Origin of the sequence: Paenibacillus sp. EKM206P (assembly GCF_011066155.1) — a bacterium.
Lineage (GTDB): Bacteria > Bacillota > Bacilli > Paenibacillales > Paenibacillaceae > Paenibacillus > Paenibacillus polymyxa_D.
Genome location: NZ_JAAMNQ010000003.1, coordinates 464,842 through 490,337, shown reverse-complemented (window position 1 = coordinate 490,337; position 25,496 = coordinate 464,842). Strand labels below are relative to the sequence as shown.

At 47.2% G+C, this 25,496-nt stretch carries 27 protein-coding genes; 25 read left to right on the top strand and 2 right to left on the bottom strand.

Features of this window, described 5'->3' with window-relative positions:
* Nucleotides 1-204: 204 nt before the first annotated feature.
* Nucleotides 205-1,683 (top strand): stage IV sporulation protein A, encoded by a 1,479-nt coding sequence (spoIVA, locus tag G9G53_RS08990; protein ID WP_029517326.1) that lies wholly within the window; start codon nucleotides 205-207, stop codon nucleotides 1,681-1,683.
* Nucleotides 1,684-1,880: 197 nt separating this feature from the next.
* Here spoIVA and G9G53_RS08985 read toward each other — a convergent pair whose 3' ends face one another.
* Nucleotides 1,881-2,786, bottom strand: a complete 906-nt coding sequence (locus G9G53_RS08985) for an MmyB family transcriptional regulator (RefSeq protein WP_069012700.1) — start codon at nucleotides 2,784-2,786, stop codon at nucleotides 1,881-1,883.
* A gap of 131 nt (nucleotides 2,787-2,917) precedes the next feature.
* Between G9G53_RS08985 and G9G53_RS08980 the strand changes: the two genes are divergently transcribed.
* The 5 genes from G9G53_RS08980 (at nucleotide 2,918) to G9G53_RS08960 (ending at nucleotide 8,304) form a co-directional block, all read left to right on the top strand.
* Nucleotides 2,918-3,850 (top strand): zinc-binding dehydrogenase, encoded by a 933-nt coding sequence (locus G9G53_RS08980; RefSeq protein WP_069012699.1) that lies wholly within the window; start codon nucleotides 2,918-2,920, stop codon nucleotides 3,848-3,850.
* 251 nt (nucleotides 3,851-4,101) lie between these two features.
* Nucleotides 4,102-5,217: a sugar ABC transporter substrate-binding protein gene (locus G9G53_RS08975; RefSeq protein WP_165147003.1), complete on the top strand. Its 1,116-nt coding sequence runs from the start codon at nucleotides 4,102-4,104 to the stop codon at nucleotides 5,215-5,217.
* Nucleotides 5,218-5,283: 66 nt separating this feature from the next.
* Nucleotides 5,284-6,801 carry a sugar ABC transporter ATP-binding protein gene (locus G9G53_RS08970; RefSeq protein ID WP_165147000.1) on the top strand — a complete coding sequence of 506 codons (1,518 nt, stop codon included), beginning with the start codon at nucleotides 5,284-5,286 and terminating at the stop codon, nucleotides 6,799-6,801.
* Nucleotides 6,798-7,784, top strand: a complete 987-nt coding sequence (locus G9G53_RS08965; RefSeq protein ID WP_165146997.1) for an ABC transporter permease — start codon at nucleotides 6,798-6,800, stop codon at nucleotides 7,782-7,784. Before G9G53_RS08970 ends, G9G53_RS08965 begins: the two co-directional genes overlap by 4 nt.
* Nucleotides 7,785-8,031: 247 nt before the next feature.
* Nucleotides 8,032-8,304 (top strand): HU family DNA-binding protein, encoded by a 273-nt coding sequence (locus G9G53_RS08960; RefSeq protein WP_013310732.1) that lies wholly within the window; start codon nucleotides 8,032-8,034, stop codon nucleotides 8,302-8,304.
* Nucleotides 8,305-8,375: 71 nt separating this feature from the next.
* On the opposite strand, the gene G9G53_RS08955 is transcribed toward G9G53_RS08960, so the two are convergent.
* On the bottom strand, nucleotides 8,376-8,549 hold the full coding sequence (locus tag G9G53_RS08955; protein WP_165146994.1) for a hypothetical protein: 174 nt from the start codon (nucleotides 8,547-8,549) through the stop codon (nucleotides 8,376-8,378).
* Nucleotides 8,550-8,705: 156 nt separating this feature from the next.
* Here G9G53_RS08955 and mtrB point away from each other — a divergent pair, with 156 nt between their 5' ends.
* From mtrB to trpA, 19 genes are all read left to right on the top strand, one after another.
* Nucleotides 8,706-8,936 carry a trp RNA-binding attenuation protein MtrB gene (gene mtrB / locus G9G53_RS08950; RefSeq protein ID WP_013310730.1) on the top strand — a complete coding sequence of 77 codons (231 nt, stop codon included), beginning with the start codon at nucleotides 8,706-8,708 and terminating at the stop codon, nucleotides 8,934-8,936.
* 98 nt (nucleotides 8,937-9,034) lie between these two features.
* Entirely contained in the window at nucleotides 9,035-9,586 is a 552-nt protein-coding gene (locus G9G53_RS08945) for a hypothetical protein (protein ID WP_165146991.1), read from the top strand.
* Nucleotides 9,587-9,702: 116 nt separating this feature from the next.
* Nucleotides 9,703-10,572 carry a heptaprenyl diphosphate synthase component 1 gene (locus tag G9G53_RS08940; RefSeq protein ID WP_039271060.1) on the top strand — a complete coding sequence of 290 codons (870 nt, stop codon included), beginning with the start codon at nucleotides 9,703-9,705 and terminating at the stop codon, nucleotides 10,570-10,572.
* 9 nt (nucleotides 10,573-10,581) lie between these two features.
* Nucleotides 10,582-11,310: a demethylmenaquinone methyltransferase gene (locus tag G9G53_RS08935; RefSeq protein ID WP_039271329.1), complete on the top strand. Its 729-nt coding sequence runs from the start codon at nucleotides 10,582-10,584 to the stop codon at nucleotides 11,308-11,310.
* Nucleotides 11,303-12,169 (top strand): UbiA-like polyprenyltransferase, encoded by an 867-nt coding sequence (locus G9G53_RS08930; protein WP_029517333.1) that lies wholly within the window; start codon nucleotides 11,303-11,305, stop codon nucleotides 12,167-12,169. Before G9G53_RS08935 ends, G9G53_RS08930 begins: the two co-directional genes overlap by 8 nt.
* Before the next feature lie 5 nt (nucleotides 12,170-12,174).
* Nucleotides 12,175-12,834 carry a UbiX family flavin prenyltransferase gene (locus tag G9G53_RS08925; protein WP_039271063.1) on the top strand — a complete coding sequence of 220 codons (660 nt, stop codon included), beginning with the start codon at nucleotides 12,175-12,177 and terminating at the stop codon, nucleotides 12,832-12,834.
* Nucleotides 12,791-13,657, top strand: coding sequence for a menaquinone biosynthetic enzyme MqnA/MqnD family protein (locus G9G53_RS08920; RefSeq protein ID WP_029517335.1), 867 nt, complete (start codon nucleotides 12,791-12,793; stop codon nucleotides 13,655-13,657). Before G9G53_RS08925 ends, G9G53_RS08920 begins: the two co-directional genes overlap by 44 nt.
* Nucleotides 13,654-14,628 (top strand): polyprenyl synthetase family protein, encoded by a 975-nt coding sequence (locus tag G9G53_RS08915; RefSeq protein ID WP_029517336.1) that lies wholly within the window; start codon nucleotides 13,654-13,656, stop codon nucleotides 14,626-14,628. Before G9G53_RS08920 ends, G9G53_RS08915 begins: the two co-directional genes overlap by 4 nt.
* Before the next feature lie 110 nt (nucleotides 14,629-14,738).
* Nucleotides 14,739-15,182: a nucleoside-diphosphate kinase gene (gene ndk, locus G9G53_RS08910; RefSeq protein ID WP_029517337.1), complete on the top strand. Its 444-nt coding sequence runs from the start codon at nucleotides 14,739-14,741 to the stop codon at nucleotides 15,180-15,182.
* A gap of 30 nt (nucleotides 15,183-15,212) precedes the next feature.
* Entirely contained in the window at nucleotides 15,213-16,013 is an 801-nt protein-coding gene (locus tag G9G53_RS08905) for a CheR family methyltransferase (protein ID WP_023989169.1), read from the top strand.
* Nucleotides 16,014-16,242: 229 nt separating this feature from the next.
* Nucleotides 16,243-17,412 carry a chorismate synthase gene (gene aroC, locus G9G53_RS08900; RefSeq protein WP_013310720.1) on the top strand — a complete coding sequence of 390 codons (1,170 nt, stop codon included), beginning with the start codon at nucleotides 16,243-16,245 and terminating at the stop codon, nucleotides 17,410-17,412.
* Nucleotide 17,413: 1 nt separating this feature from the next.
* Entirely contained in the window at nucleotides 17,414-18,508 is a 1,095-nt protein-coding gene (gene aroB / locus G9G53_RS08895) for a 3-dehydroquinate synthase (RefSeq protein WP_165146988.1), read from the top strand.
* A gap of 2 nt (nucleotides 18,509-18,510) precedes the next feature.
* Entirely contained in the window at nucleotides 18,511-18,885 is a 375-nt protein-coding gene (gene aroH, locus G9G53_RS08890; RefSeq protein ID WP_069012693.1) for a chorismate mutase, read from the top strand.
* A gap of 507 nt (nucleotides 18,886-19,392) precedes the next feature.
* Nucleotides 19,393-20,943, top strand: a complete 1,551-nt coding sequence (trpE, locus tag G9G53_RS08885) for an anthranilate synthase component I (RefSeq protein ID WP_165146985.1) — start codon at nucleotides 19,393-19,395, stop codon at nucleotides 20,941-20,943.
* A gap of 34 nt (nucleotides 20,944-20,977) precedes the next feature.
* Entirely contained in the window at nucleotides 20,978-22,024 is a 1,047-nt protein-coding gene (gene trpD, locus G9G53_RS08880; protein WP_165146982.1) for an anthranilate phosphoribosyltransferase, read from the top strand.
* Nucleotides 22,014-22,808: an indole-3-glycerol phosphate synthase TrpC gene (gene trpC, locus G9G53_RS08875; protein ID WP_165146979.1), complete on the top strand. Its 795-nt coding sequence runs from the start codon at nucleotides 22,014-22,016 to the stop codon at nucleotides 22,806-22,808. Before trpD ends, trpC begins: the two co-directional genes overlap by 11 nt.
* Nucleotides 22,805-23,476 (top strand): phosphoribosylanthranilate isomerase, encoded by a 672-nt coding sequence (locus G9G53_RS08870; protein ID WP_165146976.1) that lies wholly within the window; start codon nucleotides 22,805-22,807, stop codon nucleotides 23,474-23,476. Before trpC ends, G9G53_RS08870 begins: the two co-directional genes overlap by 4 nt.
* Nucleotides 23,473-24,669, top strand: a complete 1,197-nt coding sequence (trpB, locus tag G9G53_RS08865; RefSeq protein WP_029517344.1) for a tryptophan synthase subunit beta — start codon at nucleotides 23,473-23,475, stop codon at nucleotides 24,667-24,669. Before G9G53_RS08870 ends, trpB begins: the two co-directional genes overlap by 4 nt.
* Entirely contained in the window at nucleotides 24,666-25,472 is an 807-nt protein-coding gene (gene trpA / locus G9G53_RS08860) for a tryptophan synthase subunit alpha (RefSeq protein WP_165146973.1), read from the top strand. The genes trpB and trpA overlap by 4 nt, the downstream gene beginning before the upstream one ends.
* Nucleotides 25,473-25,496: the final 24 nt, after the last annotated feature.

Genomic DNA, 25,496 nt, shown 5'->3' with positions numbered 1-25,496 from the left:
ATACATATGATGGTATCAGTCCAAATGCATGTACGAGTTTACGCCGTTTCGCCGATTCCATCAGTCTCCTGAATCTCGGCGGCGGACGACTTCCGGGCATTTTAAAGGCTGTTCTGCCGCATCTGGGATCAAGCAGTTGGTTGAACACGAAGCGGATGCTCTTTAAGCATTTTTCCTTCGGAGACTTTTTAGGAGGGGATTTCATTGGAGAAAGTAGACATTTTTAAAGACATTGCCGAACGTACCGGAGGAGACATTTATCTTGGGGTCGTCGGCGCAGTCCGAACAGGAAAATCAACGTTTATCAAGCGGTTTATGGAGACGATTGTTCTGCCAAACATTACAAGTGAGGCGGACCGTGCCCGCGCCGTAGACGAGTTGCCGCAAAGTGCGGCAGGCAAGACGATCATGACGACGGAGCCTAAATTCGTACCGAATAATGCCGTCCAGATCAAAGTAACGGAAGGACTGGATGTGAATGTACGTCTGGTTGACTGTGTAGGATATGCAGTAGAAGGAGCAAAAGGGTACGAGGATGAAAATGGTCCGAGGATGATCTCCACACCATGGTTCGAAGAACCCATTCCTTTTCAGGAAGCGGCAGAAATTGGTACACGCAAGGTTATTCAGGAGCATTCGACGCTCGGTGTGGTAGTCACTACAGACGGCACGATTGCGGAAATCCCGCGCAGCTCTTATGTAGAGTCGGAGGAACGCGTCATTGAGGAGTTGAAGGAAGTTGGCAAACCATTTGTTTTGGTTATCAACTCCACGCATCCTCGCAGTGATGAAACACTCCAGCTTCGCGGTGAGCTGGCTGCCAAGTACGATATACCAGTTATGACACTCAGCGCGGCGACGATGACGGAAGATGATGTTACAGGCGTACTTCGTGAAGTATTGTATGAATTTCCGGTGCATGAGGTGAATGTAAACCTGCCGAGCTGGGTCATGGTACTGAACGAAGAGCACTGGCTGCGTAGCAATTATGAAAATTCCGTTCGCGATACGGTTAAAGATATTCGACGCCTGCGTGATGTAGATCGAGTGGTTGGCCAGTTTATGGAATATGAATTCATCGACAGGGCCGGATTGAGCGGGATGAATATGGGGCAGGGCGTAGCTGAAATTGATCTGTATGCTCCCGATGAGCTGTATGACCAGATTTTGGTCGAAGTCGTCGGGGTAGAGATTCGTGGCAAGGATCATTTGCTGCAAATGATGCAGGATTTTGCCCATGCCAAACGAGAGTACGACCGCTTCGCCGAGGCGCTGGAAATGGTCAAGACAACGGGATATGGCATTGCCGCGCCGTCGTTATCTGAGATGGCACTAGACGATCCGCAGTTGATTCGTCAGGGTACAAGGTTTGGTGTGCGGCTCAAGGCGACAGCACCTTCTATACACATGATTCGTGTCGATGTGGAATCGGAATTTGCTCCGATTATCGGAACAGAGAAGCAAAGTGAAGAGCTTATGCGCTATCTGATGCAAGATTTTGAGAATGACCCAATCAAAATTTGGGAGTCAGACATTTTCGGACGTTCGCTGCATTCCATTGTACGGGAAGGCATTCAGGGTAAAATCGCCATGATGCCGGACAATGCACGCTATAAGCTGCAGGAAACGCTGGGTCGTATCATTAATGAAGGCTCCGGCGGTCTCATTGCTATTATTCTTTAAGGGTAAGCCACACCTAAAAAATGTATAAGAGAAATACCGTGGAGAGCAATTTGCTCTCTACGGTTCGCAAAAACAAAATATTAGACTGACCTCCAAAACCAGACAGGGGTAGCCATGGACGAGAAAATAAAGTCCTAGACTACCTCTGTTTTTATTGAGCTTTTCGTTTCTCGTAAAGTGCTGTAGGCGAATTTTTCCTATTCATTAAAAGCGTAGTTCTGATATTCGGCTGGACAACCCCAATATTGAAATACTATGCGTGCAGGATCGTCAATCGGTAAGTATACTTCAATTCCAGGATACATGTGGCTACTTACAGAAAGATGAATTTGCTTGTAGCGAATAGGGACTAAATCGTCCGCGGTTCCCATTCTGGCCAAAATAATTTTGGGTTGCTCAATTTCACTTGCTGAGTCCTTTGGCTGCATATTCCAATATTTATTAAGATCATCGTATTTTTGAAATCTGTCTATTAACTTCGTATACCAATGGTCGTATCGGGACAACATGTTATATCTTTTGAAAGCTTGTATCCCAAAAATAGCATGAGACTCCCACTGTTCGAACGACTCAGCATCGAAGGTAGAACGGGGACGAATGGAAAAATCGGAGTTAAAATGAAAATCTACTTTATTCAGTTTGCCATTCATAAAAGAATCGGAAGGAATATCAAATAAATGGCGAAACGGTTCATTTAACCCTTTGATATCTAAGGTATGAGTAACAATCATCGCCGGAAATGGCAAATTACTCATGATTTGCTGTGTTTGCTCCAGCGCCAGCTCTAGAGAACGTCCTTCGAGTTCGTAATGGATCGGAAGATATTCAGCGGCGAGGAGAAGGTCATTGCGCTCATGTGAAGTACACTCCAGATACTCAGCAATATGGATTATCGTTTGCCGGTCCGGTATTCGACGAGACCGTCCAACCAATAGATTTTTATACGTAGGACATGCCTCATCATTAAGCTCCTGCTGAGTAAATCGTTTTAATAACGGGTGTGATAGCTCAGTATATTCCCGTTGACGCTTCATGCGAACAGCTTCAATCTCTCCCAAAACGTTTTTTAATGTTTTATATCGGAAGTCCTTGTGCATGGTCATCCTTTTTCAATCCTTTTCATAATGAGGTGTAGTTCTACACTTGGTGCAGATAGTTCCCTACAGTATACTACAATGTGAAAAAGGGGAGCTATTTACAAGGGTTTCTCAATGAGAATGATGGGGGAGATCATATGGTTCGTGCAATTGTAACAGATCCGTTTGCTTCAGGATATTTCGCAATAAAGGAAGTTTCAGTCCCGCAGGCCCAGCCTTGGGAAGCGATCGTTCAAGTACAGGCCTTCTCTCTGAATCGGGGTGAAGTTGTAGATGCAAGAAATCATGGAAGACAGAGCAGACCAGGATGGGATTTTGCCGGGATTGTCATCGAGCAAGCCAAAGATGGCACGGGCCCGAAACAAGGAAGCCGTGTCGTAGGACTTCTCCCGATGGGAGCATGGGCCGAACAAATTGCCGCTCCTACTTCATTAGTGGCTGAATTTCCTGATGATATTACCTTCGCCCAGGCTGCTACTTTACCAGTAGCCGGTCTGTCAGCGCTCTATACACTTCGAAAAGGAGGAATGCTGCTCGGTAAGCGAATATTGATATCTGGATCGACTGGCGGAGTTGGGACTTTTGCACATCAGCTAGCGGCGCAATCAGGAGCTTTTACAGTAGGTGTAGCCAGAACAGAGGAAAAAGCTCTACTTGTTCAAGAGGCTGGTGCTAATGAGGTTATCGTTGGCGATCCGGCGATTTCCTCGCTGGATACATTCGGACCTTATCATCTCATTGTGGATTCAGTAGGTGGGGATACGCTAGCTGCATTACTACCTCAGCTTATGCCAGAGGGGATATGTGTGTCCATGGGACATTCGTCCTCACCTTACGCAACGATTAATATTAGGGGCTTAGGTGGTAGAACTTTGTATTGCTTCTTTCTAGGTGAGGAAATAAATCGTTATTCCCCAGCGGGAGATCTAAAATTACTAGGTGAGCTTGTATCAAAAGGCCAGTTAGTACCAAAAATCGAAGTGGAGGCATCGTGGAAGGAAATTGGAGCTGTAGCCCAACAACTGATAGATCGGAAATTTTCCGGTAAAGCAGTGCTCCAAATAAGTTAGATGTGAGCGTTCTCCTATTTAAAATAAACAGACAGATTGTATCTTCGACCCAGGCTCCGCCTTGATTTCAAATTTAAGCAGCAACCGTTTTCCGGTATTCAATCGGGGGGGCGGTTGTTTGTTGTGTGTTGGCCTATAAAACCGGAAAATTTTCTATATTTAATAAAACCTATTTACATACTTGGTTTAAAGCGATATATTAAGTATCAAATTTGAATCATTTTGTGGTTGAACGAGGGGGAAATGAAATCATGGATATCCAAAAAGAGTTCCAAAGACACAAAAAGCTAGGACTGGGAGGTATCATGCTACTGGTGCTGGTTTTGCTGGTCACTGCATGTGGCGTGCCGAAAACAGAGAGCGGCACTCAAGGGACAAGCACTGCGGAATCGAATACAACAAACGAAAAAACGGACAACTTAAATCTAAAGGGTAAACGGGTTGCGTTGATCATGGAGTTTAACACGGGCACATTTTCGCAACAGTATGTTCAAGGTGTGGAAGAGGAAGTTGAAAAATTTGGCGGTACGCTGACTAAGTTTGTGGCAGATAACGATAAGGCTAAAATGGCTTCTCTGCTTGATAGTGCGATTAACCAGCAGTTTGATGTCATTTTGACTGATCACGGTGATGCATTACTGGAAACAGGGTTGAAAAAAGCAGTTTCCCGCAATATTCCAGTTATCGTGTTCGATGCTGCCGTCAATGTTCCGGGTGCGGTAGTGCTCTCACAGGATGACCAAAGCATGGCTGAGCTAACGCTGGAGCAAATGAAGAAGGATATCGGTGGCAAAGGCAACATTGTGAAAGTATGGGTTGCCGGATTTGCGCCGATGGAACGTCGTCAGGTTGCTTATGGTGCATTTTTGAAATCCAATCCGGATATTAAAGAAATTGCGACTTTTGGTTCGGCTCAGAATCCTGCGTTGGATACGCAAGCCAAAATGGAAGCTGTATTAAAGCAATATCCTAAGGGCGAAATTACAGCCGTCTGGGCGGCATGGGATGAATTTGCCAAAGGCGCAGCACGTGCCATCCAACAAGCGGGACGTACGGAAATTAAAGTCTACGGCATTGACATGAGCGACGAGGACTTGCAAATGATCCAAGACCCGAAAAATCCTTGGGTGGCCTCGGCAGCCGTAGATCCAACAGATATCGGGCGCGTACAAGTGCGCTATGCATATCAGAAGCTGCATGGGGATAATCCGGAGGAGAAAGTCGTACTGAAGGCTGTATATGTGCAACGCGAAGCGTTGCCGGATAAGCAAATTTCCACATCCGAGCTGTCCCAATATGTGAAGGGCTGGGGCCAAAGCGAACAGGGCTATAAGGATTGGATGAAGGAATATGAAACGTCCAAATAAAATGTTTGCATAACGCAAAGGCGCGCTTCGGCGCGCTTTTATCATAAGCAGGCGTGAGGGGGCACCATGAGTTCACAAGTATATACATTGGAAATGAAGAAAATTAGCAAACAGTTTGCTGGTGTAGATGCGCTGCGAGCCGTGGATTTTACAGTGCAGGGTGGCGAGATTCACGCTCTGCTGGGCGCCAACGGGGCAGGGAAAAGTACATTGATGAAGATTCTGTCCGGTGCGTATCATTCCGATCAGGGAGCTATCGTAGTTGGTGGCAAGGAACTGAACATTAGTTCACCGTGGGAGGCCAAAAGAGCGGGAATTCACTGTGTGTATCAGGAGGTCGATTCAGCGCTTGTACCACAGTTAACTGTTGCTGAAAATATTGTAATGGACGATTTGTCAGCCCCTGATGGTCGATGGTGGACTGCACCGGTTTCTATGCGCAGACGAGCGCGTGAGGCATTAGCACGTCTGGAGATAGATATTGACGTGCGACGATATGTGTCTGAATTGACGTTGGCAGAAAAACAGCTTGTACTTATATCACGCATTCTGACACAGCAAGCCAATGCCATCATTTTTGACGAGCCTACGGCGCCGCTCAGCGAAGAAGAAACGCGACGTTTGTTCCGCACAATCCATACACTCAAGGATGAGGGAGTTGCATGTATCCTCATCACACACCGATTGCCGGAGGTTATCGAACACAGTGACCGTGTTACGGTGATGCGTGATGGTGAGCGCGTGTTCACGGGACCTGCGTCTGATTTAAGTGTAGGTGACATCGTTACGCATATGCTTGGGAAAACATTTGAGGAGGAATTCCCAAAAACAGAGGTACCGATTGGTGAAACGGTATTGGAAGCGAAAGGGCTTCACAAAGGATTACGAGTGCACGGCATTGATGTACAGGTCCGATGTGGTGAAATTCTCTCTATTGTGGGTTTGGTTGGTGCAGGCAAGACAGAGCTGTCACGACTTCTTACAGGAGCAGACAAGCCGGATAAGGGAGAGCTGACCTTTAAAGGTCGCTCCATTCGATTGAGGGAACCAGCGGATGCGGTAGCTCAAGGAATTGTGTCCATACCCGAGGAGCGACGTAAGCAGGGGGTGCTAATTGAGGAGAGTGTGGAAAGAAACCTTAGTCTTCCGCTTTTGGGCAAACTGAGTGTCCTTGGTTTCATCAGTCGACGTAAAGAACGAAATAACGGTAATGGGATTGTCGCCTCTCTCGGTATTAAGACACCATCGCTCCGTCAGAATGTTAAATATTTAAGTGGCGGGAATCAGCAAAAAGTTGCTATTGGGAAATGGCTGCATTCCGGAGCGGATGTATTTGTTTTTGACGAGCCAACCAAGGGTGTAGATATAGGGGCAAAAAGTGATATTTTCCGTATCATTGGTGAGTTGGCGGAGCAAGGAAAAGCGATCATTTATCTAACCTGTGAATTTGCTGAAGGGATTGGCATTGGTGATCGGATTGCAGTGATGTATGATGGCAAAATTATAAAGGAATTTGCTCGGGGCGAAGTGGAACAGGAACAGCTTCTGTTGTATGCCAGCGGGGGTGAAGAGGTGCATTCATGAAGGAAAAATGGTTAAACGTCTCATTTCGTTACGGTGCCGTAGTTGTCATTATAGGTGTGTTGGCGTTTTTTTCATCTACATTACCTTATTTCTGGACTTATGATAATTTAATGGACATTCTTGGCTCGATTGCCATTGTGACTTTCGTTGCCATTGGTGTGACATTGTCACTTATCGTGGACGGTTTTGACCTGTCGGTGGGAGCTACAGTATCTTTGACAACGGTCGTTTCCGCTTCTTTAATGGTCTGGTATGAGCAGCCTGTTGCGGTGGTCATTATTGTGTCTCTGATTGTCGGCGCTTTGGTAGGACTGTTGAATTCATTATTGATCATTAAACTGCGTATTCCTGATTTGCTCGCAACCCTTGCAATCATGTATATTGTAAGCGGGATTCACAAAACGTACGCACAGGGCTATACCATATATAATCATATGCAGTTTCCCGATGGTAGCAAGGCGCCGGGGGAGATATCTCCTGCATTTCTTTTGCTGGGGCAAGGTAAATGGTTGGGTATCCCGATTTCGGTTATTTTACTGTTGCTGGCTGTGGCGGCAGTGCATGTTTTCTTGACCTATACAAAGCATGGGCGTCAAATGTATGTAACGGGTGGAAATAAGGAAGCTGCTCGTCTGTCGGGTATACGGGTAAAAAAAGTCCGTACTCTGGCCTATGTTGCTTCAGGTGTATTTGCGTCGATTGCCGGTATTTTGTATGCCTCGCGCGTAGGCTCAGGCCAAATTGACGCGGGTTCCCCCTTGCTCATGGAAGCGGTAGCTGCAGTATTCGTCGGTTTTTCGGTCTTTGGTGCTGGTAAACCCAATGTCATTGGTACATTTATTGGTGCAGTTTTGATCGGTGTGTTGGTTAATGGACTAACGATGATGAATGTGCAATATTTCGCCCATGATATTGTCAAAGGAGTAGTGCTGGTACTTGCGCTGGCCGTTACTTTTTATGTGTTAAAGCGTCGTCGTACTTGAAATTGTCTGTGGACTGTATTACTATAAACCTTGTTCCACGCAAGCAGGGTGCCATAAAACGCCAGTTTCGGCCTATATTGCGGAGGTTAGGTATATTCTATGTATATTTAACGACGAAACGGAAACAGATGATAACATTATGGAAGGCAGTACGCCGCCCGGGTTATTTTATACAGGCGACCTCATATCGGTCATTAACACCGATAACCTAAATGCTGGACTACACTTGAATTGGGAGGTGAATATATTGAATAAAACGGATTTGATCAATCAGGTTTCTGAAAGCACTGAATTGTCCAAGAAGGACGTAACCAAAGCAATCGATGCAGTATTTGAGGCGATCTCTGGAGCGTTGCAAAGCGGAGATAAAGTGCAACTGGTAGGTTTCGGGAACTTTGAGGTTCGTGAACGTTCCGCACGTAAAGGACGTAACCCGCAAACAGGAGAAGAAATCGAAATTCCTGCGAGCAAAATTCCGGCATTTAAACCGGGTAAAGCGCTTAAAGACGGAATTAAATAAGATTTCTTACATATTTCCAATGCGCTGAAAAGACCGTGAATTTGATTCACGGCCTTTTCTTTTTGTCCTGTTTACTTCGTGGTAGGGGTGCTATGGACTGGAGAAGAGGAAGCTGCCCTGCCGTTTCGCGAGGCATAAGCGATCAGCACTAGGGGTTCACCTGTTAGCTCGGCAAATTCATGCTCCAGCTGTTGAAGCCGTTCGATTTGGGCAGGACTGAGATTGGCGGGAAGGTAGTTTTTCATCAGATCCGTTCCTTTCTTTAATAGATGGGACTGCACGGATAGTATGGCTCGGGACATGCTAATTATTGCAGGAGCACGGGAAGCATGTAGTTGACAAAACAAGCTTGAATCTCCATCATAAAAAGTATAGCTTCGGCTCTCAGGGAGGAAAAGGATATGGAAGATAACGTGACGGGTAGCAGTGAGTACGTCGTAATTAAAGCGAAAAGCAACGGATGTCAGGTATTTGGTTTGACCAGAGGCCAGGATACACGCTTGCATCATTCAGAAAAATTGGACAAGGGCGAGGTACTGATTGTCCAATTTACGGATCATACTTCTGCTATTAAAATTCGCGGCAAAGCCGTTGTGATGACTAAGCACGGGGTAGTAGATACGGAGGATTAAAATGCAGGCATAGCCTGCTTTTTTTTGTTGTAGAATGAGAGTGAGGACCTTTACCGTAGCAAACCCACATTATGAGGTAGAGGTCAGGGGAGGCTCTGATGAAACCTTGGATTGTATTCGGTGGCTCCATTCTCATAACCATCGCAGCAGCTGTGTTGCTGCCGTCTTTACAAGTGCTGGACTCAGGAACCGCAGCAGTTCGTGAGACACAGGCGACGATTTCGCCTCAGCAACGGGTGCTGCTGTCAGATGACAATCTGGTGGATACGCTGAATGAGCTACCGTTGACTACACCGATTGCAAGCGCAAGCTGGGAACATTCAGTCCTGACCCTGGATGTCAAACTGTCCAAGGAAGAAACTGCCCCGCTAGAGATTTATCAAAACATGGCGGAGATTGCCGCTTTTAGCTTTTACGGAACGACGAATGTGCGGCAATTGCTGCTTCGGGTGGTGACGCAGGACGAATGGTCAGGAGAACGTCATTTGCTGCTTGCATCCGATATACGCCGGAACGAGTGGACGAACGAGACATTGGAACAGCTGAGAAGCCGGGAAGGCGCGGAATTGCCAGAGGATTTGAAATCCCGTTTCCGCATTACAGTAACGCCCATGTGGCAAAACAGGTTTAACGGTGTATATACAGATTAGATGTTTCTGCCGGTGGACCTACAGTACTTTAGTCGCGAATCATTTTAAATTGTGATATAATATAAGGCATTGCAATTATTTGAGTATAGCAGAAAGTCATGTCTCGGAGGCTTAGGATGAAACCGTATCGCGTACCCCAATTAGCAAGGAAATATGTGGAATACGACATGATTCAACAACATACGGAAATGCCGGCTTTTCCTGACAGCCGTACCCGTTTGATGTTTGTGTTTTTGAACCGGAATGCGCAGGAGCTGCATGCCAGTGAGGACGAACTGTACGCATTGGTAACCTCACTTGTGCAGATGGGGCTGGATACGCATGATATGATTGATACTTTATCCGGTATACGGAGCCCGGAGGAGATGCGTTCCAGACAGCTGAAAGTGTTAGCTGGGGACTATTTTAGCAGTCGTTTTTATCAGCTGCTTGCACTGGCAGGCCGCATTACGGCCATTTCGAAGCTGAGTGATGCTGTATGTGAAGTGAACGCAGGGAAAATGAGTCTGTACTGGGGAATGAAGCAATTCCGCTTGGATGCAACTCAGTATTTAACTCAGATGGTTCGTTTCAAAAAGGAGCTTTTTTTATCATTCACTTCACTTATAGCAGAACAGGATCAGGAAATTTGGAAGCAGCTTCTCAACAAATTTGCCCTCTGTGATACCTTGGTGGAGGAATGGGGCAAGCGGACAGAACCGGGCAAGTCCCGTTTCGGATATGTGTTCTGGCATATTTATGGTAACGGAGACCGGAACGAGCAAGCGTTGCTTTCAGAAAGTGGTACTGACACTGAAGCATGGCGTAAGCTTGTTCTGAAATACAAAGCCGAGGATGCGATACTGGACAAGCTTCGCACGGCTGTTACACACATCCGGCAGATCCTGTCAGATGACCAAAATACGGGGATCGAGGAATTTGAACGCATGCTTGAGCCTTTCCTAAAGCTGCTAAATAGTCCGCACCCAGTTGTGAGGGAAGGTTAGGTGAACGTGATGGGATCAAGCGACACCAAGCCGAAAGAGCAATTCGTTCATGGCGTGTTTGAAAGCATAGCAGGTAAATACGATTTGATGAACGATATACTGAGCTTTCGCAGACATAAGGCTTGGCGGAAATTTACGATGAAAAAAATGAACATGCGTCGCGGCGATACGGCAATTGATCTTTGCTGTGGTACATGTGACTGGACGCTTGCGATGGCGCGAGCAAGTGAAAGTGGTCACATCGTAGGACTCGATTTTAGTCAGAACATGCTCAATGTTGGCGAGCGTAAAATTATATCAGAATCCCGTGAAAAGCAAATTAAGCTTGTTCAGGGCAACGCGATGGAACTGCCTTTTGAAGATAATTCATTTGATTATGCAACGATTGGTTTCGGTCTGCGCAACGTACCTGATCTGCGCCACGTGTTACAGGAGATGCAACGAGTCGTCAAACCTGGCGGGCAGGTCGTATGTCTAGAATTGTCCAAACCTACTTGGCAGCCGTTCAAGGGAATTTACTACACATATTTTCAACACATCTTGCCCATGCTCGGCAAATTGTTCGCCAAACGTTATGAGCAGTATAAATGGCTCCCTGATTCGTTGGCGCTTTTTCCTGGAAGGGATGAGTTGGCTGGCATCTTCCGTGAAGTCGGATTGAAGGATGTTCAGGCTCATTCTCTCACCGGAGGCATTGCGGCATTGCACATTGGAATCAAGGAGAGTCAGCATGTTTAAGAAAATTGCTATTTTTTTGGAAATGATTAAAATTGAACATACGTTATTTGCGCTCCCATTTGCATTCATGGGGGCTGTATTGGGGTCAGTTGTCGTGACAGGCAACCTTCCCTCGTGGCCGCAGATCGGCTGGATCCTGCTAGCTATGGTTGGCGCACGCAGCGCTGCTTTTGGCTTCAATCGTATGATCGACCGGGTGATTGATGGGAAAAATCCGCGCACAGCAGGACGCGCTATCCCGGCAGGGTTGCTTAAATCAAGCGAAGTGGTAATTTTCATTATCGTCAGTCTGGTGTTGTTATTCTGGGCATCATTCAAGTTAAGTCCGCTGGCGTTCAAGCTGTTCCCGCTGGCCTTTTTTATGCTCGTTTTTTACTCTTACACCAAGCGTTTCACTTGGCTTTGCCATATTGTACTTGGTCTGACCATTGGTTTGGCGCCACTAGGCGCGTGGGTTGCAGTAACGGGACAAATAGATTTGACCGCTATCGTTCTGTATCTAACGATCGCATTTTGGACGGCTGGATTTGATGTTATTTATGCTTGTCAGGATATAGATTTTGACCAAAACGAAGGAGTTTATTCTATTCCTGCCCGTTTTGGTGTAGCAGGTGCATTGAACATCGCTCGGGCATTTCACGTCATTACGGCGATCGGATTTATTGTACTGTTCTTTATTGCAGATTTAAGCTGGTGGTATCTGGCGGGCATGATTATTTCGTACATTATTTTATTTTATGAGCACTATATCGTATCTCCAAAAGATTTGAGTCGTTTGCAGACGGCATTCTTTACTATGAACGGTGTACTTAGCACTGTCGTATTTGCCTTTACACTGATTGATTTGGTGGTGCGTTAATACTAATGAATAATCAGGTGAGCGAACATCAAGGCAAACGAATCATTATTGGCATTACAGGCGCGAGCGGAAGCATTTATGGTGTGCGACTGGTAGAGACTCTGCTGGACTTGCAATACACAGTTCACCTGATCGTGTCTAATGCTGGCTGGCGGGTGTTGAAAGAGGAGTTGGGCTGGAATGTAACTGACCGGGAAGGGGCTTTGAATGAACAATTCGGAGGCCGTCCCGGTTCTCTTGTATACCATCCGTTCACAGATATTGGAGCTTCGATTGCGAGCGGCTCTTATTTGGTGGATGCGATGATTATCATGCCATGCTCGATGGGGACGTTGTCAGCAGTAGCACACGGTTCGTCCGACAATCTCATGGCGAGGGCAGCGGACGTGATGATGAAGGAAGGTCGTCCGCTGATCCTTGTACCTCGTGAGACGCCTCTACATGCCATTCATTTGGAAAACATGCTTAAGCTTGCGAGACTTGGCGTCAAAATGATTCCGGCCATGCCGGCTTTTTACTTTCATCCGAAGACGCTGGATGATATTGTGCTGTTCCTCGTAGGCAAAGTATTGGACAGCTTGCGTATAGAACATCAACTGTTTACGAGATGGGGGGATTCCGATGCCGACACCGGACACCAAGACAATCACAATCGGAAAAATTAAATATACAAACGCTTGGCCTATTTTTCATTATTTTAATCCTTCTGAGCTTCTCCATTCGGCGGAGATGGTTTCTAAAGTTCCGGCTGAATTGAATCAAGGTATGTTGAATGGGAGTTTGGATATCAGTGCGATGTCCTCCTTTGCGTATGCATCCGGTGCTGAGGAAATGCTACTGTTGCCGGATTTATCCGTCAGTGCAGATGGTCCTGTGCAATCCATTTTACTATTTTCACGCAAGCCGCTGGACGAAATCAAAAACGGAACCATTGCACTAACAAATACCTCTGCTACATCCGTGAATTTGTTGAAAATTTTGATGCAAAAGGCATGGGAAGGTCAGCCTTCCTATTTTGACTGTGAACCGGATCTTGACTTGATGCTGGAACAGGCAGATGCGGGGCTACTGATTGGAGATCACGCGATTAAGGCATCTTGGCGAAACGAAGGTCTGTATGTTACGGACCTCGGAGAAGAGTGGAAGCGCTGGACGGGCTACAGTATGACTTTTGCTGTATGGGCAGTACGACGTGCTGTTGCTGCTCAAAATCCCGCAGCGGTGGCTGAAACTGCGAGTGCGTTCCGCGCAAGCAAGCAGCGTAGTCTGTCGGACTTGACGTCTGTTATTTCTGAAGCATGCGAGGAAATTGGAGGTCTGCGAGATTATTGGGAGCGCTACTTTACTAATCTGTGTTATGATTTTGGAGAGAAGCAACAACAAGGTTTAGAGCTTTACTTTCAGTATGCGCATGAACTGGGGCTGCTTGACCGACGAGTAAAGCCGCTTCTCTGGAGTGACAATACGCTGACACGGGTGAAAGAATGAAACGATTGGATTTGTTCGGTTTATTAAAGAAGGATATGAACTTTATAGAAGAAGAGTTGTACCGCAGTATCGATAGTACGGAGCCGTTGATTAATGATACGTCGCTTCATCTGCTTAAAGCAGGGGGCAAGCGTTTGCGTCCCGTATTTGTATTGCTGGGAGGCAAGTTTGGAGAATATGATCTGGACAAGCTCAAGCGTATAGCGGTACCTCTGGAACTGATTCATTCTGCCTCTCTCGTTCACGACGATGTGATTGACGATGCGGAAATGAGACGCGGTCAACCCACCGTGAAGTCCAAATGGGACAATCGGGTGGCTATGTACACCGGAGACTACATATATGCACGTGCGCTGTCTATTGCTGCTGGATTGCCGAATCCCGACATTCACCGGGTACTGTCTAAAGCGCTGGTGCAGATGTCCATTGGTGAAATGGAACAAATTCGTGATTTTTTTAATGTGGATCAGAGTGTGCGTAATTATTTGCTTCGCATACGGCGCAAAACGGCTTTATTAATTGCGGTTAGTTGCCAGCTGGGAGCTATGGCTGCAGAGGCACAGGAAAGTGTCAATTCCCTGCTGTACAGCTACGGCTATAACGTAGGTATGGCTTTTCAAATTCAGGATGATCTGCTTGATCTGTGCGGAACAGAAAAAAAGATCGGAAAGCCGCCGGGCAGCGATATGAGACAGGGGAATATTACGCTTCCGGTGATTTATGCGCTCGAACAGCCTGAGTTGCGTGCAGATCTACTGGCTGAAATCCGCCGCATTCAGGATGGAGATGGGCTAGGAGACGCACGCAAAGCGGTGGATATAATCAAAAAAAGTGAAGGAATCGCTAAAGCTGAAATTCTCGCCGACCGATATATTAATAAAGCGCTAAACGCGCTGGACTTACTACCAGATGTCAAAACAAAAAAGACGCTACGCGATATTGCTCATTTTGTAACACGCCGCTCCTACTAAAGTTGTGTTTTGGGTTTGCTGTGACAAAATGCTTTAACCAGTTCCAAGCTTTCTGTTACAATACAGTTTAGTACTGTATAAATACATTAGATTGGATTGGGAGTGAGCCGATGGATCGTACTTTTTTGATGGTTAAACCGGATGGTGTACAACGTGGATTGATTGGACGTATCATTAGTCGTCTGGAAGACAAAGGCTTTAAAATGGCGGCTGGCAAGCTTGTACAAGTATCAAGAGAACAGGCAGAACGGCATTATGCGGAGCATGTGGGCAAGCCTTTTTTTGAAGAGCTTGTAGGTTTTATCACATCAGGCCCTGTGTTTGCTATGGTATGGGAAGGGGATAACATCGTTACGCTTTCCCGCTTGTTGATTGGTAAAACACAAGTAACCGAAGCTCTTCCGGGCACAATTCGTGGAGACTTTGCAGCACATACACCGTTTAACCTCATTCATGGTTCAGATTCACCGGAGAGCGCAGAGCGCGAGATTGCAAATTTTTTCATGCCGGAAGAATCCGTTCGGTATGAAAAAAGTGTGGCGACCTGGGTGTAAGTTTAATTACGTATGAAGAAGGATGGTAGCATGACGGATATGGAACTGGGTCAGACGGACCCCGATTACACAGCGTTTATCCGCAAAATCAAGGACAGCACAGGTATTGATCTTGCACAATACAAAGAAGCACAGATGAAAAGGCGGTTAACTACGCTTCGCAACAAAAACGGGTTTCCCAGTTTTGTTTCTTTTTATGATGCCATGATGAAGGAAAAACCTCTATTCTATGAATTTCTGGATCGGATGACGATCAATGTTTCGGAATTTTGGCGTAATCCCAATCGGTGGGAAGTGCTGCGAGATACAATCTTGCCACAACTGCTTGTGGGGAAGCAGAAGCTTAAGCTGTGGAGTGCGGCCTGCTCGACTGGTGAAGAGCCTTATAGCTTGGCTATGGTTCTCGACGGTAAAGGGATTTTGGGGAATTGCTCCATTACGGCTTCCGACATTGATGATGGTGCATTGGCAAAAGCCAAGGAAGGCAAATATTTGGAGCGTTCGCTCAAGGATGTGCCTGAGCAGGTAGCTAGCAAATATTTTAAGCCGGATGGTGCGATGTATCGAATTGATGACCGTTTGAAACAAGCCGTGAAATTTCAAAAGCAAAACTTGCTGCTGGATCGGTTTGAGGATGGCTATGATCTCATTATCTGTCGAAATGTAATGATTTATTTTACAGAAGAGGCCAAACATACGTTGTATCAAAAGTTTGCAGCCAGTCTTCGTCCCGGCGGAGTATTGTTTGTCGGTAGCACAGAGCAAATCTTTTCTCCTAACCAATATGGTCTGGAATCGACGGAAACCTTTTTTTATCGCAAAAAAGCATAAGCCTGCATACATCATCCAAAGTTTTATAGGGACTTATTTATATCTTTGAGTAATTGATGGTTGGCTTATTAGCAAAGCACGTCCTTTAGCCCCTTTGGCTAAGAGGCGTGTTTTTGTTTATCTGCATACACGTGGCTTTTCTTGTCAAAGAAAGGTGCGTATACTATAATGAAGCACAGTTAAAGATTTTAGCGATGCACAGTTTAACAGTTTAAAGGGGGAACGCGTCATGAGTTTACGTTATTTAACCGCGGGGGAAACGCATGGTCCCCAGCTAACTGCCATTGTAGAGGGTATGCCGAGCAATTTAAAATTGGATTTTGAGGAATTGAATTTTCAGCTGCACCGTCGTCAGAAAGGATATGGACGGGGTCGGCGTATGCAGATTGAAAAAGATACGGCGAAGATTGCTGGAGGCGTACGTCACGGATACACCACGGGTGCACCGATTGCACTGGTTGTGGAAAATAACGATTGGAAGCACTGGCAGAACATTATGAATATTGAACCTATTGAAGGCAGTGATGAAGAAAAGCGTCGGGTTCACCGGCCACGTCCGGGTCATGCGGATTTGAATGGCGGAATGAAATACAACCTGAAGGATCTTCGTAACGTGCTGGAGCGCTCCAGCGCACGTGAAACAGCAATTCGTGTGGCATGCGGCGGTTTGGCTCGTCAATTGCTGGCTGAGTTCGGAATCAAGGTGGCAGGTCAGGTCATTCGTATTGGGGAAATCGAAGCTCCTTACCGCGATTTGCCGATTGATGAGCTGATTGCGGTGACAGAAGCTTCCTCGGTGAGAGTAACCGATCCAGAAACCGAAAAGAAAATGGAAGCATATATTGATCTGATCAAGCAAGAAGGTGATTCAGTCGGTGGGGTAGTGGAATGTATTGTAGAAGGTGTTCCGATTGGTCTGGGCAGTCATGTACAGTATGATCGGAAGCTGGATGCACGTATCGCACAAGGCGTCATGTCGATTAATGCATTTAAAGGCGTGGAAATCGGCATCGGTTTTGAAGCAGGAGAGTTGCGCGGTTCACAGGTGCATGACGAGATTCTATATGATGAGGAACGTGGATATCACCGTCGTACCAATCGTTTGGGTGGTTTTGAGGGGGGCATGACGAATGGAATGCCAGTTGTGGTTCGTGGCGTAATGAAGCCAATCCCCACACTCTACAAGCCTCTGCAAAGCGTCGACATTGATACGAAGGAGGCGTTCACTGCACAGGTTGAGCGTTCGGATGCATGTGCAGTACCTGCGGCTAGCGTAGTTATGGAGCATGTGGTAGCTTGGGAGATTGCAAAAGCTTTGCTAGAAAAATTCGGCGGGGATTCGATTGAAGAGATTCGTGCGAATATTGCATCCTACGAAGAACAATTGGGGCGGTACTAAAATGAGTACGCTGACGGTACAGCTTGGCGAACGTTCTTATCCTATTCATATTGGACGAGGACTGTTATATCGAGCCGGAGAGTTGTTGAAGGAACGAGGAATTGCGCAAAAAAGCCCGTTGTTGATTGTTTCTGACGAAAATGTAGCGGGATTCTACTTGGCAACATTGGAGAGCAATCTTCAGGCATCTGGCTACAAGACAGTGTCCTTTGTCGTTAAGCCAGGTGAAACCTCCAAGTCGCTTGCTGTATTTGAGCAGGTCATAACAGCAGCCATTGAGGGCGGCTTGGATCGCAATTCAGCCGTTATTGCACTTGGGGGTGGTGTCGTGGGTGATTTGGCTGGATTTGTGGCAGCTTCTTATATGAGAGGTGTCAAGTTTGTACAGATCCCCACTACGATTCTGGCCCATGACAGTAGCGTGGGCGGTAAGGTCGGCATCAACCATCCTTTGGCGAAGAATATGATAGGAGCTTTCCATCAACCGGAACTTGTGTTGTATGACGTAGATACGTTGTCTACACTGCCTCCTCGTGAGGTATCTGCGGGGCTTGCTGAAATGATCAAGCACGGCTTGATCTGGGATGCTGATTTCGCCCAGTGGTGCCGTGACCATGCGACTGATTTGCTTGCACTGGATGCGACAGCTCTGGAGTACGGTCTGGAAAAGGGATGTTCCATTAAAGCCGAAGTGGTGTCACGCGATGAACGAGAAAATGATTTGCGCGCTATTTTAAACCTAGGTCATACGATTGGTCATGCGATTGAAGCTATTGCGGGATATGGTGAGTTTTTACACGGGGAAGCCATTTCGATTGGAATGGTCGGCTCCGCACTTTTGGGCGTGAAGCTGGGGGCAGATCCTTCTTTGGTAGATGCAACGAAGGATATGTTGTCTTCACTACGGCTACCGACCTCCCTTCCGTCACATCTCGATACAGATCGGTTGCTGGACGCGATGATGCATGACAAAAAGTTCAAAGAAGGCAGCATTACTTTTGTCGTCCCACGTAGCATCGGGCACGTGGAGGTTGTGAAGGATATTTCCGTCTCTTACATCCGAAGAGTTATTGAACAGTTAAAACAGGGGGTGTAACGATGTACAATCGTGGAATTCGTGGCGCGACGACCGTAGCGAATAATGAAGAAAATGAAATTTTGGAAGCAACAAGCCAACTACTGGAGGAAATTGTATCCTACAATGAAATTCAGCCAGAGGATATTAGTAACGTATGGATTACGGTGACTCATGATCTGGATACTGCCTTTCCAGCCAAGGCCATTCGTCAGCTTGATGGCTGGGATATGGTTCCGCTCATGTGTGCATTAGAAGTTCCTGTGGCAGGTAGTTTGCCCAAGTGCATCCGTCTGATGGTACAGGTGAACACTGATAAATCCCAGCGGGAAATGAAACATGTATATTTGAACGGAGCGCAGGCCTTAAGACCGGATCTAGCTTCCCAAGGGAAATAAGTGCCTGTTTTTTAAGTTGATGGTTGCCAAAGTAACATCCCATGAGATATAGTGTGTGTAGCAGAGTTAAGTAGAGTAGAGTAGAGTTAGCCAGAGACAGAGTTGAGATGAGAAGAGTGCAGCCTTAGCCAATTCCATATGAGATTACAGAGATCGGCGGTAGCGGGTAAGCTTTTGTCTATGAAGAGATATTCTTCTACAGAGAAGCTTATTTGAGGCAACCTGCGCGGTTAAACCAAAGGGATGAGTGTATACTTATCAATTTGCTGTAGTCATTTTACATATGGAGCATTCTTATAATTTCAATAACTGACAGCCTCTACCTTACCGGTAGAGGCTTTTTTACGATTATAGAATTTATAAAATTTTCAGCGGAGCTGAACAATTCTATAATCGCAAGAAAAACTTCCGCTACACGCGGTCTGGCCTCCGTGAAGGTACGTCGATAGACGTTTTTCTTATATTCTCTCCTTTGGTTCTGCGCCAATTTGGAAAGGAAGTGATCTCATGTTAACGCCGCATGTGGAGCAAGTGATAACGATGGCGAGTGAATTTAACCTGATTCCTGTGTACAAAAAAGTGCTGGCTGATATGGAGACGCCGATTCGGATTTTCCGTCGGTATGCCGAGCGGGACCGTGCCTTTCTGCTAGAGAGTGTAGAGGGAGGCGAACAGTGGGCGCGACATTCATTCATCGGTACAGACCCGTTTCTAATGGTCTCGGGTAAAAAAGGACGTTTAATATTGGAACAACACGGTAAACGACAAATATTAAACGACAAGCCGATTGAAGCGCTCAAAGCATTGCTTCGTAAATACCGCAGTCCGAAACTGAAAGAAATGCCTCCATTTACAGGCGGGGCTATCGGATTTTTTGGATATGACCTGCTTCAATACTATGAAAAGCTGCCAGAGCACTCGGTAGATGATTTGAATATGGATGATATTCGTTTTATGTTCTGCGATCAAGTCATTGTCTTTGATCATGTGAAACAGCAAATTTTGCTGGTCGGCAATGTCCATATAGGCGAAGGGTTCCGTGATGAGGACATTCGTGCTGCTTATGCTGATGTAGAACGCAAGTTGGAGGAAACGGCACAGTATCTGCGCAAGCAGCCTCAGCCTGAGCGATTAGGATCGGCCTCCATTCCAGATGATGTGGAACTGGGTGAGATTCAATCCAATGTGACGAAGGAACAGTTTATATCAAACGTAGAGCAGGCGAAGGAGTATATCCGCTCCGGTGATATTTTTCAGGTTGTACTATCCCAGCGTTTTCACATTGATACAGAGGCCTCTCCTTTACAGGTATACCGCGTGCTGCGCACGATGAACCCGTCGCCATATATGTATTATTTGAAAATGGATGACGAGATCATCGTAGGCACTTCGCCTGAGGCACTCGTCAAGGTGGAAAACGGCCGGGTAGAAACCCGTCCTATTGCAGGAACGAGACCGCGTGGGGTAACGGAGACAGAAGATGCGGCACTTGCTGAAGAACTGTTAAACGATGAAAAAGAGCGTGCAGAACATCTGATGCTGGTCGATTTGGGAAGAAATGATTTAGGCCGTGTATCACAGTTTGGCACAGTCAAATGCGATACGTTTATGGAGATTGAACGCTATTCCCATGTCATGCACATTGTATCCAATGTGTCAGGTGAGCTACGTGAGGACAAAGATTTCTTCGATGCTTTCCTGTCTTGTCTGCCAGCTGGTACCGTATCAGGGGCACCAAAGCTGCGGGCCATGGAGATTATTGCTGAGTTGGAGCGGGAAGCACGTGGACCCTATGCAGGGGCGATTGGATATTTGGGCTTCTCGGGCAATATGGACGCTTGCATTACGATTCGCACAATTGTGTTTAAAAAGAACCGGGCTTATGTCCAGGCAGGCGCTGGAATTGTGTGGGACTCAGTTCCGGAAAGCGAGTATCAGGAGACGGTGAACAAAGCAAAGGCATTGCTGAAGGCAATCCGCACGGCAGAAGTGATGTTCCCGGCAACGACACAGCCCTATAACAGCGTCATCAACCAGGATTATTTGTACACTCCGTAACACGCAAAAATCTGATTTTGAGGAGGAGACGACAATGGAACGACATGACATGATGCAAGTGGGGTTAAGCCGGATCATGGAGGGACAGCATCTTTCGCGTACGGAGGCCCGTAGCGTAATGGAACAGATTATGAGTGGAAGTGCTACACAGGCGCAAATTGGCGGGCTGCTGACGGCTCTTCGCCTCAAAGGGGAAACGGTAGATGAAATCACTGGTTTTGCCGAGGCTATGCGTAGCTACGCTAGTCCAGTGCAAGCTGAAGAAGGCAACGGTCGTCTGCTGGACACATGTGGTACTGGAGGTTCGGGGATTCACAAGTTTAATATTTCCACGATATCCGCAATCATCGCAGCTTCGGTGTCTGTACGGGTAGCAAAGCATGGCAACCGTTCTGCAAGTGGCCGTGCCGGGAGCGCTGATGTCCTGGAGGCATTGGGAGTCAACATTCATTTGACGAGTGATCAGGCTAGGTCATGTCTGGACCGAATCGGCATCTGCTTTTTATTCGCACAGCTGTATCATCCGTCTATGAAGCATGCCGCCGCGCCGCGCCGCGAGCTGGGTGTGCGGACGGTATTCAATATGCTGGGTCCATTGACGAATCCGGCTGGTGCGGATCGGCAGTTGTTGGGCATTTATGACGCCAGCAAAACGGAAGTCATTGCCGAGGTATTGAACCGGCTAGGCTCCAAACGGGCCATGGTTGTCAGTAGTCTGGATGGACTAGATGAAATTAGCATTTCAGCTGCGACACGAGTATCCGAGCTAAGGGACGGCAAGGTTCACACGTTCGAGCTTCATCCGTCGGATTTGGGCTTGCAGACGCATTCTCTTGATCAGGTGCTGGGCGGTGACGCACAGGTTAACGCAGATATCATACGACGAATTTTAAACGGAGAGCATGGAGCTTATCGGGATGTTGTGTTAGCGAATGCAGGAGCGTGCATTTATGTATCAGGCACAGCAGCTACCTTGACGGACGGAGTAGCACGAGCGGCCGAAGCCATTGACTCTGGACGGGCACTTTCCAAGCTGGACCAATTAATACAGGCAACGGGGGAATATCAATATGTATCTTGATAAAATTGTGGTGACGAAGCGACAAGAAGTGGAGCAGCTTAAGGAGCATTTTCAAATAAGTAAAGCTGAACGATTAATTGCTGATTTACCTGCGACGAGAGGATTCGAAAATGCGATCGCGAGCGGACGCAACCGTCCGCTCGGACTGATTGCTGAGGTGAAGAAGGCTTCCCCATCCAAAGGGCTGATTCGACCGGATTTCCATCCGGTGGACATTGCACGTGCATATGAGGGAGCAGGAGCGGATTGCATTTCTGTACTGACAGATGTGACGTATTTTCAGGGAAGTCCTGAATATTTACAGCAGATTCGCGATCAGGTGAAGATTCCGCTGTTGCGAAAGGATTTTATCATTGATGAACGGCAAATATATGAAGCTCGTTTGCTGGGAGCGGATGCGGTGCTGTTGATTGCCGCTATACTGGAACGGCGTGTATTAGGGTCCTTTTTACAAATCGCCAAGAACCTTGGGCTGGACGCATTGGTAGAGGTGCATGACAGTGAGGAGCTTAAAGCGGTGCTGGAGCTGGGGACAGCAACCTTGATTGGCGTAAATAACCGAAATCTGCGAACATTCGAGACTCGTCTCCAGACGACGGAGGAGCTGATCTCACTAATTCCTAAAGGGATTACGTTCATCAGTGAGAGCGGAATTGCTGGACCGGAAGATGTAAAGTATCTGCATTCGGTGGGTGCACACGGCATCCTGGTAGGGGAGCATCTGATGCGCAAGGAAGATGTGGGACAGGCTGTAACCGAATTGATGGACGGGATTAAAGTATGAACAAAACGGGCGTAAAAATTTGTGGACTTCAAAGCGTTGAAGTGCTAAAATCTATGGTAAACTTACCGGTCGATTATATAGGTTTTGTGTTTGCCGACAGCAAGCGCCGGATTGACGGCGTACAGGCTGGAGAGCTGCTTCGCGTATTGGATGAATGGACCTCAGGCAGCAGACCGCGCAGCGTGGGCGTATTTGTGAACCCTGGTGATGCACTGTTAAATGATGTGATGGAGAAAGCACCCTTGGATGTCATACAGCTGCATGGACAGGAGAGTCCAGAGCGCTGTCGGGAAATCAGGGAGTATTTTGGTATACAGGTATTCAAGGCATGGTCTGTGGACAGTCAAGGACAGAGAGAACGCTCGGCGGACGAATTGGATGCCTATGTCGGAACAATTGATGCTTTACTGCTCGATACATACGATCCCCTGTATGGTGGCGGTTCTGGAAAAACGTTTGCGTGGGATCGAATTCCTGCCTATCAGGCTTGGACCCATCAACATGGAATTCCTTTGTTTGTAGCCGGCGGGCTGACTGCTGATAATGCGGAAAAGCTGGTTCATGAGTATCATCCCGAAGGGCTGGATGTATCCAGCGGTGTAGAGACGAACGGAGTCAAGGACATTGCAAAAATCACAGCATTCGTAGAAAGGGTGAAGCAGGCATGACACAATTACCTGATAACAACGGACGTTTTGGAACATTTGGAGGACGTTTTGTACCGGAAACGTTGATGAACGCACTGATTGAATTGGAGGAATCCTACCGTAAGTACGCGGATGATCCCGAGTTTAAAGCAGAGTTGAACGGGCTCCTGAAAGACTATTCTGGTCGGGAAACCCCGCTTTATCATGCGGAACGTCTGAGCCAGCATTTGGGCGGGGCTAAAATTTACTTGAAGCGCGAAGATTTAAACCATACTGGCGCCCACAAAATCAATAATGCATTAGCTCAGGGATTGCTGGCGAAGCGTATGGGTAAACAGAAGGTTATTGCTGAAACAGGCGCAGGACAGCATGGTGTCGCGACAGCAACTGTGGCTGCGTTGCTCGGATTGGAATGCAAGGTGTTTATGGGCGAAGAGGATACTGTGCGCCAGCAGTTGAACGTCTTTCGGATGCAGCTTTTGGGTGCAGAGGTCATTCCAGTGACATCGGGTACACGTACACTTAAGGATGCTGGTAATGAAGCCTTGCGTTACTGGGTCAGCCATGTCCATGATACGTTTTATATTTTGGGTTCAGCTGTCGGCCCGCATCCATATCCAATGATGGTGCGGGACTTCCAACGCGTGATTGGTGATGAAACGCGTCGCCAGATCCTAGAGAAGGAAGGCAGATTGCCGGATGTCATCGTGGCAGCGATCGGTGGCGGAAGCAATGCCATCGGCATGTTTTATCCTTTTATTGAGGATCAGGGTGTCGCTTTGATTGGCGTGGAGGCCGCTGGAAAAGGTGTCGAAACAGAATTCCATGCAGCTACGATGACCAAGGGAACACAAGGGGTCTTCCAAGGCTCTATGAGTTATCTGCTTCAGGATGAGTACGGACAAGTGCAACCTGCGCATTCCATCTCGGCTGGACTGGATTATCCAGGTGTTGGACCGGAGCATTCATACCTGAAAGATATTGAGCGGGCCCAATATGTTCCGATCACGGATCAGGAAGCGCTGGATGCGCTTCAGCTCCTCTGCCGTACCGAAGGAATACTTCCTGCATTAGAGTCGGCACATGCAGTTGCGCAGGTTGTCAAGCTGGCACCCACGTTGACGGCAGATGATATTATCGTTATTTGTTTGTCTGGACGCGGGGATAAAGATGTGGACTCCATTATCAAGTATTTGGGAGGAAATCCGTCATGAATTTAATTGATCAGGCGTTTGATCGCCTTAAAAATGAAGGCAAAACGGCATTAATTCCTTTTCTGACGGTAGGCGACCCGGATGTGGATACGACGATAGAGATCATTCGGCAGTTAGAGTCGGCCGGAGCTGACATATTGGAACTGGGTGTACCCTATTCCGACCCGCTGGCTGATGGACCTGTAATTCAGCGCGCGTCTGAGCGTGCACTGAAACGGCAAATTTCCATCCGCACGTGCATGGAGACAGCTTCTCTGGCTAGGGCGGCAGGTTCAAGCCTGCCTTTTATTCTGTTCACGTATTATAACCCTGTATTACAGATGGGGATGGATGCTTTCTTTGCAGGCTTGCAGGAGCACGGTATCAGCGGTCTTATTATTCCGGACCTTCCGCTTGAGGAAGCGGAGGAGCTGGGAGGACGGGCAGCTGAGGTGGGTGTGCATCTGATTCCTCTGGTGGCTCCAACGTCTGAACAGCGGATCGAGCGAATTGTCCGTCAGGCACGTGGATTTGTATACTGTGTATCCTCGCTGGGTGTAACTGGGGAAAGAGCTTCCTTTTTTGAAGGTATAGAGGGCTTTATCGCGCAGGTCAAACGGCATACGGATATTCCGGTAGCGGTGGGCTTCGGGATCTCTACTCAGGTGCAGGTAACCCGTTTCTCAAATATTTGCGATGGTGTTGTAGTTGGTAGTGCTATTGTACGTCAGGTAGAGGAGGCCATTCCGCTACTGAATGATTCTGCACGCAGGCAAGAAGGTCTTTTGCAAATTCATAATTTTGTGGCACAATTAAAGCAATAATGGGTGTCAAAATATAAAGTAGTA